This is a genomic window from Aquiflexum balticum DSM 16537, from assembly GCF_900176595.1.
Lineage (GTDB): Bacteria > Bacteroidota > Bacteroidia > Cytophagales > Cyclobacteriaceae > Aquiflexum > Aquiflexum balticum.
On the sequence record NZ_LT838813.1, the window covers coordinates 4,890,708 to 4,905,313 of the forward strand.

Consider the following 14,606-nt stretch of genomic DNA (forward strand, 5'->3'; position numbering starts at 1 on the left):
TTCAATCTCTGGCCTTATGACCTGGAAGGGAAAATACCTTGAAGAGCAATAACATGATTTACTGCCAAATAGGGAGGCATATTGTTGAATGGTTGCCCCCCTCCTGAATTTCCAACCACGCCAGGAGCCATAGTCCCATTAGCACTTGTAGCATAAGCATCGACCCCTACAGGATCTGCTCCCCGCTCCGGTACCACATTAGCATTGGCAGGGTATGCGCCAATAGGATCTGATTGGGTCCCATTTGCTGATGAAGCCTGAATAGGATGGCTATGAGGCGGGAGGTTGCTTACCAGTAAAGTGGTAGTAGGTGACCCACTTCTTTCACCCAGAGTATAAGGCGGCAAACCTGGTCCCTGACCCGGATGGAGCGCCATACGTCCCCTAAGATCGGGCAGCGCAAAGGTTGTTGTACCATTGCCACCATAGGTAGTGCCCAGCAACGAAAATAAAGCTTGATTTTGGGAAATAGATAAAAGCTGACCGTTGCATAATGCCCAGCCTCGCGGTGCAAAATCGAAGGCTACCATCATGATTTGTCCTAGAAAAGGTTCCATTTTTTTATTTGTTTAAATTGTAAGAGAATAATTCAAAAGATAATTTTTATGTTTTTTTCTTGAATTCAAGATCTTGAAGGAAAAATTCCAAAGAGTGCAATAATATAATTCACTGCCAAATAGGGAGGCATATTGTTGAATGCTTGTCCCCCTCCTGAATTGCCAACCACGCCAGGAGCCATAGTTCCATTAGCACTTGTAGCATAAGCATCGACCCCTACAGGATCTGCTCCCCGCTCAGGTACCACATTGGCATTGGCGGGGAATGCTCCGCTAGGATTGGATTGGGTTCCATCTGCTGATGAAGCTTGAATTGGATGGTTGTGAGGAGGAATGTTGTTTACTGATAAAGTGGTAGTGGCTGCCCCCGCTCTTTCACCCAGGCTATAAAAAGGCAAACCTGGTCCCTGACCCACATGGATCGCCATGCGTCCCCTGAGATCGGGCAGCGCAAAGGTTGTTTGGCCATCTCCCCCATAGGTGGTGCCTATCAATGCGAATAAAGCGTCATTTTCTGAAATTGCTAAGAGAGAACCGTCACAAAATGCCCAGCCTAGAGGGGCAAAATTGTATGGGGTTTCTATGATTTGTCCTACAAATGGCTCCATTGTTTTATTTAATTAAATGATGTAGTGATTAAAAATTCCTTGATACATGTTAATAGTAGTAACTCCTAAATTTTTGGAATTTTCGGAATGGACTTGAAGGAATACCTCCTGATTATCTTTGTTTCTAAATGAAAAGCACTTTGATTTATCTGACTTATCTGAATCTGTAAAAAACCAATCGACATTTTGGCTGTTTTCTACGAAGTCCCTGTAACCCAAATAAGGAAAAACATCTTTGGGGTTTTCCAACAAACAAATGACCTTATCACATCCTTCATTTTTCAATTCTTGACTTTTTGATTGGATTATGTTGAGAATTTGGGTGATACTTTGGTTACTTCCTGTAAATGCTATACCTAATACGCCCATCTTTTCTCCATTCAACTTGATAATCAACTTTTCCTTAAGAGCAGACAATGCGCATCTTGAACTTTTTTCAAAATTAGAATTGATAAGGGGGTACGGTGTGTCGGCAATTCTCTTTTGCAAATCTTCCTCGGAAAGTTGCAAAAGACTGGGGTCAAAATTGATCAGCTGGGTAATAGGTTTCGAAGACAAATCAGTCATCATTTCCTTTGCACCGCTATACCTACCAGTACTGACAAAAATCGGGGAAGATTTCCTTACGTAGCTGGATTCGATGAGATTCCTTATGGTCTCACCATCCATTTCTGAACTGACTTGAACCCAGCTGATTGACTTGGAGTCTCCCAAAGCCAATACTGCCGAAGGAATAGGAATCAATGCGGAAACCACAGAGGCAGCAATTGATTTCTTTAAAAACAATCTTCTGGAGAAATTCATATTTGAGGTGTTTATTTTAAGATATAACCCATAAATAGCGCGGTTTTCCTACCTATGGACAGTAATTAGGAGATCTTGGAGGTCGGTATAAACCATGTTTAACCCTAATTAAAATTAATGAAAATCAAACACCGTAAACCATAACCTAGGACGAACGCCTCCTTTTTCTGTCCCAACGTATGGTTTTATTTCCCCAGAAAAATTGAGCATGAACGGAAACTTCAAAAACAGGGAATAATTAAATCCTTAAGGAAGACTTCACCCTTAATTGGAAAACTATCTCTTACCTAAAACCTATTTGAATTTAAATTAAAAAAACAAAAGCCCGACCATCAGATCGGGCTTTATGCTATTATCTTTCTTGAGTTCTCCCCAACTATTATCTATCCACAGATATTAACAAACTATCAAATATGTTTCAGTCGACAGCCAATCTGTACCTTGATGTGAACCCGGTCATGGTACTTGGTACATGGTACTTGGTACACTCACCTTCTACCCCCTACTTCACCTTATTACTCTTCTCATAATACTCCATCGCCTTTGGCATGGCATTGTTCAGTTCATCCTTTCTTCTTTTTGGCCCGGGGTGCGTGGAAAGAAATTCAGGCGGCTCTTCACCTGTTTTTCCCTGACTCATTCTATCCCAAAAACCGGGAGCTACCCTTGGGTCATATCCGGCCAAAGCCATAAAATTCAGTCCCAACTGATCTGCTTCCAATTCATGTGTCCTGGAAAAAGTCAACATACCCAACTGACCGCCTACTCCAAAAGCCTGTAGGAAAAGATTTTGAGTCAAAGTAGGATTTTGCCCCATGGCAGCTTGGGCTGTTCCGATCAATCCATTGAGCAACATCCCGTTTGACATCCTTTCTCTGCCGTGGTTGGCAATAGCATGGGCTACTTCATGTCCCATGACCACCGCTACACCCGCTTCATCCTGGCAGATCGGCATGATCCCTGTGTAAAAGGCAACTTTACCGCCGGGCATACACCAGGCATTTACGATGTCATCCTCAATCAGATTGAACTCCCAGGCAAAACCCTGTAATTCCTTCTCCAAACCCTGTTCGGTCATGTAAACTTTAACCGCTTCAGCGATCCTTTTCCCTACACGCACCACCATTTGGCCTTCTGCTGTATTGGTCACAATTTTATTTTCTTTCAATACATCATTGTATTGGACAAATGCCATGGGCAACAATTCCTCATTGTCGACCAAAACCAACTGATTTCTCCCGCTCATGGGAACTTTGGCACAGGAATACATGACGATTCCCAAAGCAAACAGAAAAATTAACTTCTTTAACATATACTTATATTTTGCCCGAATTTGACCAAAAAAGATGCCATTTCAAAAAGGGAATTTAATTTTTTGCTTAATTTGACGAACAATAAAATCAAAATTCTTATGACGCCTGAAGCCAAGAAATACCTGAAAAGAATGAACAACCCTTTTATTTATTGGTGGGCAATGCTTTTCAAATTACCCTCGTTGGTTTTTTGGAGAATAAAGATCAAGAAAATAACTCCTGAGGAATGTTGGGTGAGCATTCCCTTTTTCTGGAGAAGTCAAAATCCTTTCAAATCCATCTATTTTGCGGCCATGGCAGGTGCCGGGGAATTGAGTACCGGGGCGCTGTGTCAGTTGGCTATGGCCGGGAAAGGAAAATTCAGCATGCTGGTGGTGGATTTCCGCGCTGAATACCACAAAAAGGCAAATCAAAAAATCACCTTTGTCTGTAATCAGGGCAAAGAACTCCACGATCTGATCGATGGCTTAAAGCCCGGCGGTACCGGAACCCTGACCATGATTTCCACCGGCAAAAACCAAGACGGAGAAGTGGTAGCTAAGTTTTATGTGACTTGGTCGTTTAAGAGGAAGGAAGGATAGGATTTAAGATTTTAGAAGGTAGATTTTAGATTTTTGATTTGTTGAAGAGGGGGGCTTGTTGAATCTGAGGTTTTGGGGATTTCCCTAATCAAGATAGCTATCGGGACGGGGCAGGCTTTCACTTCGCTGAAGGGTTTCTTTTCAAATAATGTATGTGAGTCAGCTAGTTACCCATAATAAATTTGGGGTTTTATACCTTTGAACTGTAAAAATGCATTCAAGGCTGTAAAGAACTTTGCCTTGTCACCTCGACGTCAGGAGAGGTCTACATCTCCCCTGAGGTTTTGGGGATTTCCCTAATCAAGATAGCTATCGGGACGGGGCAGGCTTTCACTTCGCAAAAGGTTTCATTCCAAATACCGGATTTGAGAAAGCTCGTTCTGAATGACGGGACCTAAGAATTCACCGAACCAACATCGGTCATCGGTCATCCAACATCGGTCATTATTGATAGAAGATAATCCCATAATTCTAAGGAGATTCCTCTCTTCGCTGAAGGTTTCTTGGTAGATTTCGGATTTCATAAAGCTCGTTCTGAATTACGGGACCTAAGAATTCACTGAGCCAAATCTTAAATCAAAAATCTACCCTCCCCCAACCTAATCTCTCCTCTCCCCGGGAATCTGCCGGCCATGCCTCATCTTTCTGTCCAGAAAATCTATGAGCAATCGCTCTACCTTTTCATAGTCCATATCGACAAACTGATGGCTGATGTTCTGAAGATTGAATTCAATGATCAGATCATCCATGTCTTTATTGGTCAGGTTGTATTCTGTTTTTAGGGCGTACATTACTGAATCTGATTGGATGAGCTCCAGATAGTTTTTTTGCCGGGCCATAAAGGCCAGTTTTCTGGCATATTCGCGCTTTTGGCGTTCACTTTTCATAAAATAGGATATGGGACCGTCCAAGGTAAATCCCGGTTGCAGGGATTCATTGTTGGCAAGTCCGGAATAAATCTTGCCGGGACCTGCAGGTCTGTCACCCAATCCCCGCATACTGGATTGATTGCCTACCCGAAAGGGGATTACAATCTCCTCTCCATACAAATCAAATCTCGGCAGCGTCCTGGCGTCCAGATAAATATCCGTCAGAATATGCCTTTCCTCACCTACTACCAATGTTTTGGGAATGAAATAAGGACGGTAAACCAAAAGACTGTCCCCTTTTGAAGCTTTGACTCTGAAATAGCCCCTTTCGTTGGTCATGCTGCTGTCACTGTTTTGAAGGTTGATTACCCATACCTTCTCCAAAAAACCCTTATCCAATCCATCAATGACATTGCCAGTGACAACCTGCGCATTGGAATAATGTTGAAAGCAAATAAAAACTATGAAAAGTGTAAAGATATTTTTTTTCACCTTGTAAAATTACCCAACACCGATCAACTTGTAAAATTTCAGGAGTTAAAAAATATTAATCCGGTTTCACCTTGCTGCGTGCTTCGGTTTTCAACAAAAAATCAGTCCCGAGAAATTCATCATTTTCAGTTCTGTACCAAGATCTTTTTGCAGGTATTTTCATTTCACCGATATTGATTTCCCCCTCGAGGTAAATGATTTCTCCGATGGCCTTTGGCTCATCCTTGTAGAACTTATAAGCTATAAGGGAATAGTTTTCAGGGTGAAGATAGAAATACCACACATCCTTTTCATAAGGTACCTGCACCACATAGGCTTCTATATCATTGATTGTTTCTCTTTGGAATTCCTTGGTAATGGCTGTGCCCGGATCCATAAGCTTCATGGGAAGTCCCCATAAATACATGTAATAGTCTCTGAGCATCAGGCCCCTTTCACAGTTTGGGCTTTCCGGTTTGTCAGAAAGACATTCTTCATTTGATATTTCATAAACCAACTCTTCGCCTTCGTTTATATACCTGAAGTAATTCTCGGATATATCCATGCTTACCTGATAATGTCTGCTGGTTTTTCCGGGCCTTATATCAGAAAAATAAAAAAGATGGTTGATATTTTTCCATTCATCCATTGGATCATGGTATTGTATCGATTTTTTGATCAGTTCAGATCCCGAAAGCGAAGGCTGACAAGAAGTAAACCCAACGATCAGACAAAGCCACAAAATTCCGGATTTTATACTTTTCATAAAGGAATATTTTATGCTATTTAATTGCCTTGAAGTTCTTAAATTTATTCAGAATCCCAAAACCTAAATTATAAAGCTGAATGACAGCCTTTAAGCTTACCAGGTACGCACCGACTCCCAGTGGCTTTCTACACTTAGGGAATATTTATTCATTTATCCTGACCTATCATTTAGCCAAAAAGCACCAGGCCCGGATTCTGTTGAGAATAGATGATATGGATAGAGAAAGGGTCAAGACAAAATTCATCCAGGATATTTTTGACAACCTGGATTTTATGGAATTGCCCTATGACTTGGGCCCCAAAAATGCCGCTGATTTCAAGGCGAATTATTCGCAGACCAAAAGACTTGACCTGTATGTCAATGCCATGGAGAATCTGAAAAAGAACAAAAAACTGTTTGCTTGTGATTGCAGTCGGAAGAAAATAGAAAAGATGAATCCAAAAGGATTTTACACCGGCTTTTGCAGAAACAGAAACCTTCCCTATGATAATAAGGAAGTTGCCTGGAGATATCAAGCTGATATGCATCAGGACATCAGATTCAAAGATCTGCATGAAGGTCATTTGATCGGGAAACTTCCGGGAATTCTGACGGATTTTATCGTCCGCAAAAAAGATGGTCTGCCTGCCTACCAATTGACTTCTGTCGTAGATGACCTGCACTTTGGCGTAGACCTGATTGTGCGGGGAAAAGATCTTTGGGGTTCTACTTTGGCCCAGGTCCTTTTATCAGATGCTTTGGAACCCAATACTTTTTCCCAAAACACCTTTTACCATCATCCCCTTATCCAAGATCCAAACCGACAAAAACTCTCCAAATCAGCCGGTGCGACTTCTATACAGTTTTTGCGGAAATCGGGAAAGAAGAAGGAGGATGTTTACAGCATGATAGGTGAATGGCTGGGAATCAGGGAAAAAATCAACAGTTTGGATGCTTTCGGGAAGTTTGTTTGATCCGGATAGGAGGAAGTTTAAACTTTGATCTAAAAAAAGCATTCAAGTGAATATTCAAACTTTGCCTTGTCACTTCGACGGCAGGAGAAGTCTAACCCCTGAGGCTTTACAGATTTCTCCTTTCTATCGAAAAGACGGGAGAAGCTTTTGACACTTTTGATCCCATAACGGCATTCAGAGATGCCAAAAACCTTTTTAAAATCTTACTAAAAGTAAAAGACCTTCGAGGTTTGAAATAAAACCTCAAAGGTCTTTGGTGAAACTTTTGGGGTTTTGAAATCCCCAAAGGTATTTTTTATCAATATTTGGCAGGAACTCCTTTGCCTGGCAAGGTCCTTTGGATAAACTGTCTGATGTCCTCGTTGGAAGTGGCAAGATCTTCGGCACGCAAGTACATCATATGACCGCTTCTATAACCTTTGAAGCTAAATCTGTCCTGCATTTTGCCTGCCGGATCCATTTGCCACATGTTGTATTTGGCATTGAAATAATCCGTACCCCCGTCAAAATAGCCTGATTGGGTCATTACATGCAGATAAGGATTCTGCAACATGGCCTGTGCCAATTGCATGCCTGAATTGTCATTGCTCCTGTCCCAAGGCTGTACCGGCCCGAACAAATAATAAGTCAGGTCAGTATCATACTTCAATATATTTTTGGCATAAATATTCATGGCGGGTGAAAAGGCATGGTTCCAGGAAGTCAGGGCCGGATCATAATCGTACCTTTCTCCGGCATCAGTTCTGTCTATGCCTCTGTATCGGCTGTCCAATCTTCCTATGGTCAAACCTTTGTCCCGCATCAACTCTTTCCAGTAGAAACTGGTAGGAACTGCCAATGCATGGTTTAATATTACCTGCTCACTCAATCCGGAATAGTAGGCCATCTTCTTGGCAATTTCTTTTCTCTCATTCGGGTCAAGGGAACCTCCCTTGGAAATAGCCGGAATAACTACTTCAAGTGTATATTTTTCTACTTCAGGAAGGATTTCATCAAGGTCTTTGCGCTGTAAATCTGCCGGAAGGACTTTGTGATACCAAGAGGTAGCTGCGAAATATGGAAGATAATTTGCCTTGGCTACAGGTCCGCTTCTGTCCAGTCCCATAGAAGTGGGAGAAACCAACACGACCCCATTGAAATACATCCAATGTGCATTTTGTAATTCATTCACCAATCCCGCAACCCTTGTGGTACCATAACTCTCACCAATAAGATATTTCGGTGATGGCCATCTGTTCTGCCTGGTAACAAAGGTCTTCACCCAATCAGCCAGGTATTTGATATCAGCATTGACTCCAAAAAAAGTAGATCTTGGTACTTCTTTGTCCAGAATCCTGGAATAGCCGGTATTGACCGGGTCTATGTAAACAATATCCGCCACATCAAGAATACTGTGTGGATTTTGACTCACCCCATAAGGCTGTAGCGGGTAGCCTTCCTCATCAATGTTCAGTTTAAATGGCCCGGTATAGGCCAAATGCATCCATAATGATCCCGATCCCGGACCTCCATTGAAGGAGAAAACCAAGGGACGTGAAGCTTTGTCACTCACATCTGTTCTTTCATAATAGGTGAAAAACAACGTGGCAATGGGCTTGCCATCTTCATTCCAAACCGGCATGGTACCAGCTGTAGCTTTATAGGGAACGCGCTTCCCTTTAATGCTCACCTCACCGTTGGTTACAGAGGCCGATTCCACTCTAACGTCTCTTGTTTCCTGCGCCATGACCCAGCTTAGGGTCAAAATCATCAGGCATAAAGTCAATACTTGTTTTTTCATAATTGTTACGGTCTAAATCTTGGTCTAATATAATTGATTTGAAAAAACTCACTTATGTATTTATACAAATTGATTTTGGGCAGGATAAGTGGGATATAAAATTAAAAATCCCTCAGGAGTCTGGTCCAAACAATTTACTTTTGCCAACATTTTAAAATCAACATGCCTGTGGAAAAACCAATTTTGGAAATAATCTATGAAGACGATTTTTATATCTGTATCAACAAACCTGCGGGTGTATTGGTCCATAAAACCAACCTTGCAAATGAAGAAACAGAACTTTTAGCTATTCAGATCCTCCGGGATCAGATCGGGCAAAAGGTCTATCCCCTTCATCGGATTGACAGGCCTACCTCAGGAGCTTTGCTGTTTTCAAAATCCTCTGATGCAGCTTCCAGGCTTCAGCCTTTGTTTCCCACCGAAGATGTAAAAAAATATTATCTCTGTATTGTTAGGGGATATATGACTGAAAAACATGGTGTGATTGATCAACCACTGAAGAAAAAACTTTACGGAGAACTTCAGGATGCCCGGACTTCTTATTGGTCAATTTCAGAAGCCGAAATACCTTATCCATCCTCGCCCAAATATCCCACAAGCAGGTATTCCCTTTTGAGAGTCTATCCCCATACCGGAAGAATGCATCAGATCAGGAGACATTTGGCACATGACAGGCATTATGTGATCGGAGATTCTACCCATGGGGATAACAAGCAGAATAATTTTTTTAGATCCCATTTTGAAATGAACAATCTCCTCCTCCATGCCTGGCAACTGCAATTTATCCACCCCTACTCCCAAACCTTGGTGAAAATTGAAGCAGGTTTACCGGAGCATTTTAATAAAATGATCGCTGCATTGGGCTTGAAGTTGGAAATTCCTAGACCCTTTTCCGGCTTGCCATGATTATTATCAATGCAGAGGTCATAAACATAATCAGACTATAAATGGCAATTGGAATAGTCATTTCCGAATTTTTCAATAAGGTCGCTGCAATCATAATTCCCAAAGTACCATTTTGGATTCCCGATTCTATAGCAATGGTAAGCCGTTGTCTTTTGGGAAGTAAAAATACCGTGGCTAGAAAAAACCCGACTACTAAGGTCAGTATATTCAGGGCGAGCATAATTGGTCCGGTAAGGATAAAATATTCAACGATCGAATCCCTTTCTTTCAGTATCGCCGCAATCAAAACAGCTGCAAAAATCACAGCCGAAGCTATCCTGACAGGCCTATCAGCTTTGATTGCCAAGATAGGGAACCTCTTCTTTAAAAACATCCCAATGGAAACAGGGACTACGGTCACACCCATAATCTGAATAATAGTTTCCAATACAGGAAGCTGAATACTCCCCTCTTCTCCAAAATAAGCAATCGCAAAATTGACAATGATCGGGATCGTGACAATTGTTATGAAGGAACTTACCGCTGTCAAGCTGATCGAAAGCGCAATATCACCCTTGGAAAGATGTGTAATAAGGTTTGAAGTAGCCCCTCCGGGACAAGCTGCCAGAATCATCACTCCTACCGCCAAAGCGCCGGTCAAACCAAATACCTGCACCAGAGCAAATCCAAATATGGGCAACAAAATCAATTGGTTTGAAAGGCCAAGAATCATGGCTTTGGGGTAAACAAAGATGTTCTTAAAGTCCTTGATCGAAAGCGATAAGCCCATGCCAAGCATAATAAATGCCAGTGCTAAGGGAAGAAAAACTGCTGTCAAAATGCTGTCCTGCATGGTGGTTTTGGGTTAGGGGTTTTGGGTCAGTGATTTTTGGAAATGAAAATAAGGATATAAATCGAAACTTGATACAGATAAATACTCAGATTGAAAATTTCAGAGCCTTGAATATAAAAATCACAAAAAGATTGGTCTGAAATCAGGATTCAAAAAGAGCAATAACCGTTTACAAATCTCTGATTCTTACCTTAAATCCTCCAACAATTCCAAAACCAGTTTATGAAGCACCGGGGCAGTTTCCGGCCCAAGAGAATTGATTTCACCATAAGGTCTGTTTTCCCTTCCATAGGTGAAAGGCGGTTTTTCATCCCATTGGCTTTTGGGAACTATATAGCCTATCATATCATTGGACATGCCATTGAAAAACCGGAATTGTCCGGGCATTACCGATCTGATAGCAGGGATTTCTACAGGGTCAATCCCAAAATCAGCCCCATCGGGTGACTCTATACCTCCATTCAGAATCTCAGGGTACAGTTCACCCGGAATATGGACAAAAGATGCAGGGCCTAAAGTCCAAACGGCCACTTCAGACCTTATTTTTCCCCAAGAAGTAAATCCTCTTTTGAAAATTCCGATCCATGCTGCCAACCTGAAAAGCTTATTATCCAGGGATAGTTCAAGACTTTTTGCCCGGATATTGAGATTTGAAGCCTTCACCTCGGTCACCGCATCACTTGCCAGTTTCTCCAATACAATCTTGGCAAGCGCCTTACCCTGCGCATCGATTTTATCATTATTTTCTTCCTGGAATATGTCACCCGAAAAGGGATCCTCAATGGGAACACTTGGGTGAGTTGTCATCAAGCCACCAAGTGCACCGTTCAAAAAAACCGATACACCGCCAAGTCCTTCGAGACTAATGCTATCACTAACTGCAATACCATTTTCCACATATTCCCGAAAGTAGTGGGGGAAATCAGAACTGATCAGGGTATTTCCGGCCCAAAGGGTTTCCGGGTGATTCCCCCAATTCATGATAGTTCCCAATGTTTCACCGCTTTCCATTCCCACTACCTGCATTATTCTGATGGCAGCGTCAAAGACCTGAGGATCCCGGGTATCTCCGACCAATGGCAGTGCCGCATCATCTTCCTGTGCAAACCTGAAAAAAGCAGGTTCCAATGAATTTGTGGCTTTTTCCACTGATTCGAGAATTCCTTTTATGACAAACTCCATATAGTCAGCGTTGACTCCATTGGAATATTCATTTACTCCCCACATTCCCATCAGATCCGGCGAAGAATGCACATGGGTACTGGAAATAATCAAATAATCGATATTCAGTGAATCTTGCAGTCTTTTTCTCACAGTGACCACCTCATCATGGCCAAAACCGATCATATCAATGACACAAATTGCCAGCCTGGAATTACCATCATCCAAGACCATTGTTCTGGCCCAAAGCGGATCATTGACTCCTGAGGCCGGTCTATTTTGATGAAAACCTGCCAAATAAATGGGGTCAAATTCCCCATTGCCATTCAAGTCCTGGTAAACATCCCCATCTTTCTCGTTGAATCGTGCATCACCATTGTGATCTGTCCAAGTATCAAAATCAGTCGGTGTAATGTCAACTTTTGAAAAGCCTGCACTGATCAAAACGTCTTTGGAAGGCGAATAGGAAACAGCTACTTCATATCCTGCGTGCCTATCTCTGAACTGGTAAAGGGTAAACAATAAAATAAAAGTGAACAGGACCAAAGTGGAAATCAGAAATATTTTCAGCCATTTTTTCATACACGTGGCATGGATTAAATTATTTCACAATTTAATGATAGAAGTTGATTTTGATAGAACTCCAAATAAAATCACCTCGGATCATTTTCCTGAATCAGCAGGTTTCAGTAAATTAAATTTAGTAATGCCGGAAATTACCGGCAGAAAAATAGATTTTTTGATGAAATAACATTTAAAGAAAAGGAAATTACCGAATACCTTTTTCGGGATACTTGCCTGTAACCGTCCTTCCAAAAGCTTTCATTTCCTCCATTTGCTCATCCATATTTCCATTTGGATAAATAATGGGTCCAATGCCTGCCTCTTTCTTTTTGTAGTCCAAATAACCGATGACAATCGGAACATCTGCTCCCAATGCAATATGATAAAATCCTGATTTCCACTTTGGGGCATAACTTCGGGTACCCTCAGGAGTCACCATAATGACCAATTCATCAGATTCTTTCAGCATATTGACCATGGCTTCAGTGTAGGTCTGTTTTCTTCCACCCGGAATTCTTTTCCTGTCAATAGCTATTCCACCCAAACTTTTGATCAACCAACCCAGCGGACCTACCATAACTTCTTTTTTGATGGTAAACCTGACAGGGATATCCATCAGAAAAAACGCAGCCCTGGCATACAAAATATCCCAGTTGCTCGTATGGGGAATGGCAATAAGCACTGCCTTTTTTAGGTCACTCGGCCATCCTATATTTAAGGACCAACCACTGATCCAGAACACTATTCTTGACAAAAATTTCATCATGATTCTAATTCTTTTTTCTTCTTGGCGGCAAGTTCTGTTATTTCAGGGTTTTCAACAATAAATTCAATTGCAGTTTGATAACCGGCTTCGAAAATTTCTTTGGCTTTTTTAATATCCAAAACGCCATATCTTGCCAGTCCATGAGGTTCAATAAAAAAATCACAACTGTTTTTTCTGCTATAGGCATTGTAATTCATAGACATGATTACAGTCCTTTCGATGAGACTCTTGATATTTTTGATATTGTGTTCAATGGGAAGATGGTTGCAGTTCACACCAATAATGGTATCACAGAATCCTTCCAAAGGTTCTACAGGAAGATTGTTTAAGACTCCCCCATCTACATAAAACACGTTGTTGATTTCCATAGGGTCAAACATGCCAGGAATGCACGAGGAAGCCATCAATGGTTTGATCAGTTCCCCTTCCGAAAAATAGACTACTTTCGCCCTTTTGATATCGACTGCTACCACAGTCAGTGGGATTTTCAGATCAGCAAAGTTATTTGTTGGCAAATACTTGGAATAGAGTTCTTCCACAGAGTCCATTTTAAGGATTCCTGTCCAACTGATGGCGGGTTTAATAAATTTGAAATAGTTGGTTTTGATGATGATCTCCAGGATTTCATCAGGTTCCAATCCGCTACAGTACAAAGCACCCGCGATGGCACCTGCACTGCTACCGCTGAACCTGTTTGGGAATATGCCATGTTGGTTAAGGGCCTTTAACACACCCAAATGTGCTACTCCCCTTACACCGCCGCCGGAGAGCGCAATTCCAATTTTTCTATCAGAGTTCATTTAGTGTAAATGTTTGGTCCAAACGTACGCCTTTTTCAGTCATTTTAACAGTGCAGCATTCATTTTCGGGATCATGCTCCAGAAATAGAACATAATCATTCAATGCCGCTTCTTCCAAAAAACGTTTTTTTTCCTCCAAGGTAATCAATGGTCGGGTATCATATCCCATTACGTAAGGCAAAGGAATATGTCCGACAGAAGGCAACAGGTCAGCTGCAAAAACAACCGTCCTGCCTTTATATTGGATTTTGGGCAACATTTGCTTATCCGTATGTCCATCGGCAGTCAGGAATTCAAATGAAGAGTCAAATTTCTTTTCTTTCAGATCCAGAAATTTCAACTGACCGCTTTCCTGAATCGGAAATATATTTTCTTTCAAAAAAGAGGCTTTTTCCCTTGCATTTGGTTCTGTTGCCCATTTCCAATGGTCATGGTTTGACCAATAGGTTGCATGGGGAAATGTCATTTCGTATTGCCCCGGGTTTCCATTTTTGTACCTGACTCCCCCTCCACAATGGTCAAAGTGCAAATGTGTCAGGAAGTTATCTGTAATATCGTCAAAATTGAATCCATGGCTTTGTATAGAACTTTCAAGACTACTGTCACCATGCAGGTAATAATGTGAAAAAAACCTTGCGTCTTGCTTATTTCCTATCCCGTTATCAATTAAAATCAGCCTGCTTCCCGACTCCACCAACAAACAGCGCATGGCCCAGGTACAAAGATTGTTTTCATCGGCAGGATTGGATTTTGACCAAAGGACTTTTGGAACGACACCGAACATGGCACCTCCATCCAATTTAAAGAACCCTGTATTGATGACATACAATTTCATAATTCAATTTTTTGGAAATAAAAAAACCCACAAAACC

General features: G+C 41.6%; 15 protein-coding genes. 3 read left to right on the forward strand and 12 right to left on the reverse strand.

Annotated features, from left to right (window positions below):
• Window positions 1-14: 14 nt before the first annotated feature.
• The 4 genes from B9A52_RS20700 to B9A52_RS20715 form a co-directional block, all read right to left on the reverse strand.
• Entirely contained in the window at window positions 15-557 is a 543-nt protein-coding gene (locus B9A52_RS20700; protein ID WP_084122394.1) for a phage tail protein, read from the reverse strand.
• Between the two features lie 65 nt (window positions 558-622).
• Entirely contained in the window at window positions 623-1,165 is a 543-nt protein-coding gene (locus B9A52_RS20705; protein ID WP_084122396.1) for a phage tail protein, read from the reverse strand.
• A gap of 12 nt (window positions 1,166-1,177) precedes the next feature.
• Window positions 1,178-1,969, reverse strand: a complete 792-nt coding sequence (locus tag B9A52_RS20710) for a metallophosphoesterase family protein (protein WP_084122398.1) — start codon at window positions 1,967-1,969, stop codon at window positions 1,178-1,180.
• A gap of 502 nt (window positions 1,970-2,471) precedes the next feature.
• A complete protein-coding gene (locus B9A52_RS20715) occupies window positions 2,472-3,281 on the reverse strand; it encodes a M48 family metallopeptidase (RefSeq protein WP_084122400.1) in 810 nt (269 codons plus the stop codon).
• A 99-nt stretch (window positions 3,282-3,380) separates the two neighbouring features.
• Here B9A52_RS20715 and B9A52_RS20720 point away from each other — a divergent pair, with 99 nt between their 5' ends.
• A complete protein-coding gene (locus B9A52_RS20720; RefSeq protein WP_084123629.1) occupies window positions 3,381-3,863 on the forward strand; it encodes a PaaI family thioesterase in 483 nt (160 codons plus the stop codon).
• A 599-nt stretch (window positions 3,864-4,462) separates the two neighbouring features.
• Here the strand turns inward: B9A52_RS20720 and B9A52_RS20725 are convergent.
• Window positions 4,463-5,224: a hypothetical protein gene (locus B9A52_RS20725; protein ID WP_084122402.1), complete on the reverse strand. Its 762-nt coding sequence runs from the start codon at window positions 5,222-5,224 to the stop codon at window positions 4,463-4,465.
• 55 nt (window positions 5,225-5,279) lie between these two features.
• Entirely contained in the window at window positions 5,280-5,969 is a 690-nt protein-coding gene (locus tag B9A52_RS20730; protein WP_084122404.1) for a DUF6503 family protein, read from the reverse strand.
• Window positions 5,970-6,049: 80 nt separating this feature from the next.
• On the opposite strand from B9A52_RS20730, the gene B9A52_RS20735 reads away from it, so the two are divergent.
• The gene (locus tag B9A52_RS20735) at window positions 6,050-6,925 is read left to right on the forward strand and encodes a glutamate--tRNA ligase family protein (protein ID WP_084122406.1); all 876 of its coding nucleotides are present in this window, start codon (window positions 6,050-6,052) and stop codon (window positions 6,923-6,925) included.
• A gap of 298 nt (window positions 6,926-7,223) precedes the next feature.
• On the opposite strand, the gene B9A52_RS20740 is transcribed toward B9A52_RS20735, so the two are convergent.
• Window positions 7,224-8,705, reverse strand: a complete 1,482-nt coding sequence (locus tag B9A52_RS20740; RefSeq protein ID WP_084122408.1) for a S10 family peptidase — start codon at window positions 8,703-8,705, stop codon at window positions 7,224-7,226.
• A 168-nt stretch (window positions 8,706-8,873) separates the two neighbouring features.
• Here B9A52_RS20740 and B9A52_RS20745 point away from each other — a divergent pair, with 168 nt between their 5' ends.
• Window positions 8,874-9,611 (forward strand): pseudouridine synthase, encoded by a 738-nt coding sequence (locus B9A52_RS20745; protein WP_231955347.1) that lies wholly within the window; start codon window positions 8,874-8,876, stop codon window positions 9,609-9,611.
• On the opposite strand, the gene B9A52_RS20750 is transcribed toward B9A52_RS20745, so the two are convergent.
• The 5 genes from B9A52_RS20750 to B9A52_RS20770 all read right to left on the reverse strand — a co-directional run bounded on the left by B9A52_RS20750 (window position 9,586) and on the right by B9A52_RS20770 (window position 14,569).
• Window positions 9,586-10,443 (reverse strand): bile acid:sodium symporter family protein, encoded by an 858-nt coding sequence (locus tag B9A52_RS20750; protein ID WP_084122411.1) that lies wholly within the window; start codon window positions 10,441-10,443, stop codon window positions 9,586-9,588. The genes B9A52_RS20745 and B9A52_RS20750 overlap by 26 nt on opposite strands.
• A 186-nt stretch (window positions 10,444-10,629) precedes the next feature.
• A complete protein-coding gene (locus B9A52_RS20755; protein WP_084122412.1) occupies window positions 10,630-12,186 on the reverse strand; it encodes a neutral/alkaline non-lysosomal ceramidase N-terminal domain-containing protein in 1,557 nt (518 codons plus the stop codon).
• Between the two features lie 187 nt (window positions 12,187-12,373).
• Window positions 12,374-12,934, reverse strand: a complete 561-nt coding sequence (locus B9A52_RS20760) for a 1-acyl-sn-glycerol-3-phosphate acyltransferase (protein WP_084122414.1) — start codon at window positions 12,932-12,934, stop codon at window positions 12,374-12,376.
• Window positions 12,931-13,734, reverse strand: a complete 804-nt coding sequence (locus B9A52_RS20765; protein ID WP_084122415.1) for a patatin-like phospholipase family protein — start codon at window positions 13,732-13,734, stop codon at window positions 12,931-12,933. The genes B9A52_RS20760 and B9A52_RS20765 overlap by 4 nt, the downstream gene beginning before the upstream one ends.
• Window positions 13,724-14,569, reverse strand: coding sequence for an MBL fold metallo-hydrolase (locus B9A52_RS20770; RefSeq protein ID WP_084122416.1), 846 nt, complete (start codon window positions 14,567-14,569; stop codon window positions 13,724-13,726). Before B9A52_RS20770 ends, B9A52_RS20765 begins: the two co-directional genes overlap by 11 nt.
• Window positions 14,570-14,606: the final 37 nt, after the last annotated feature.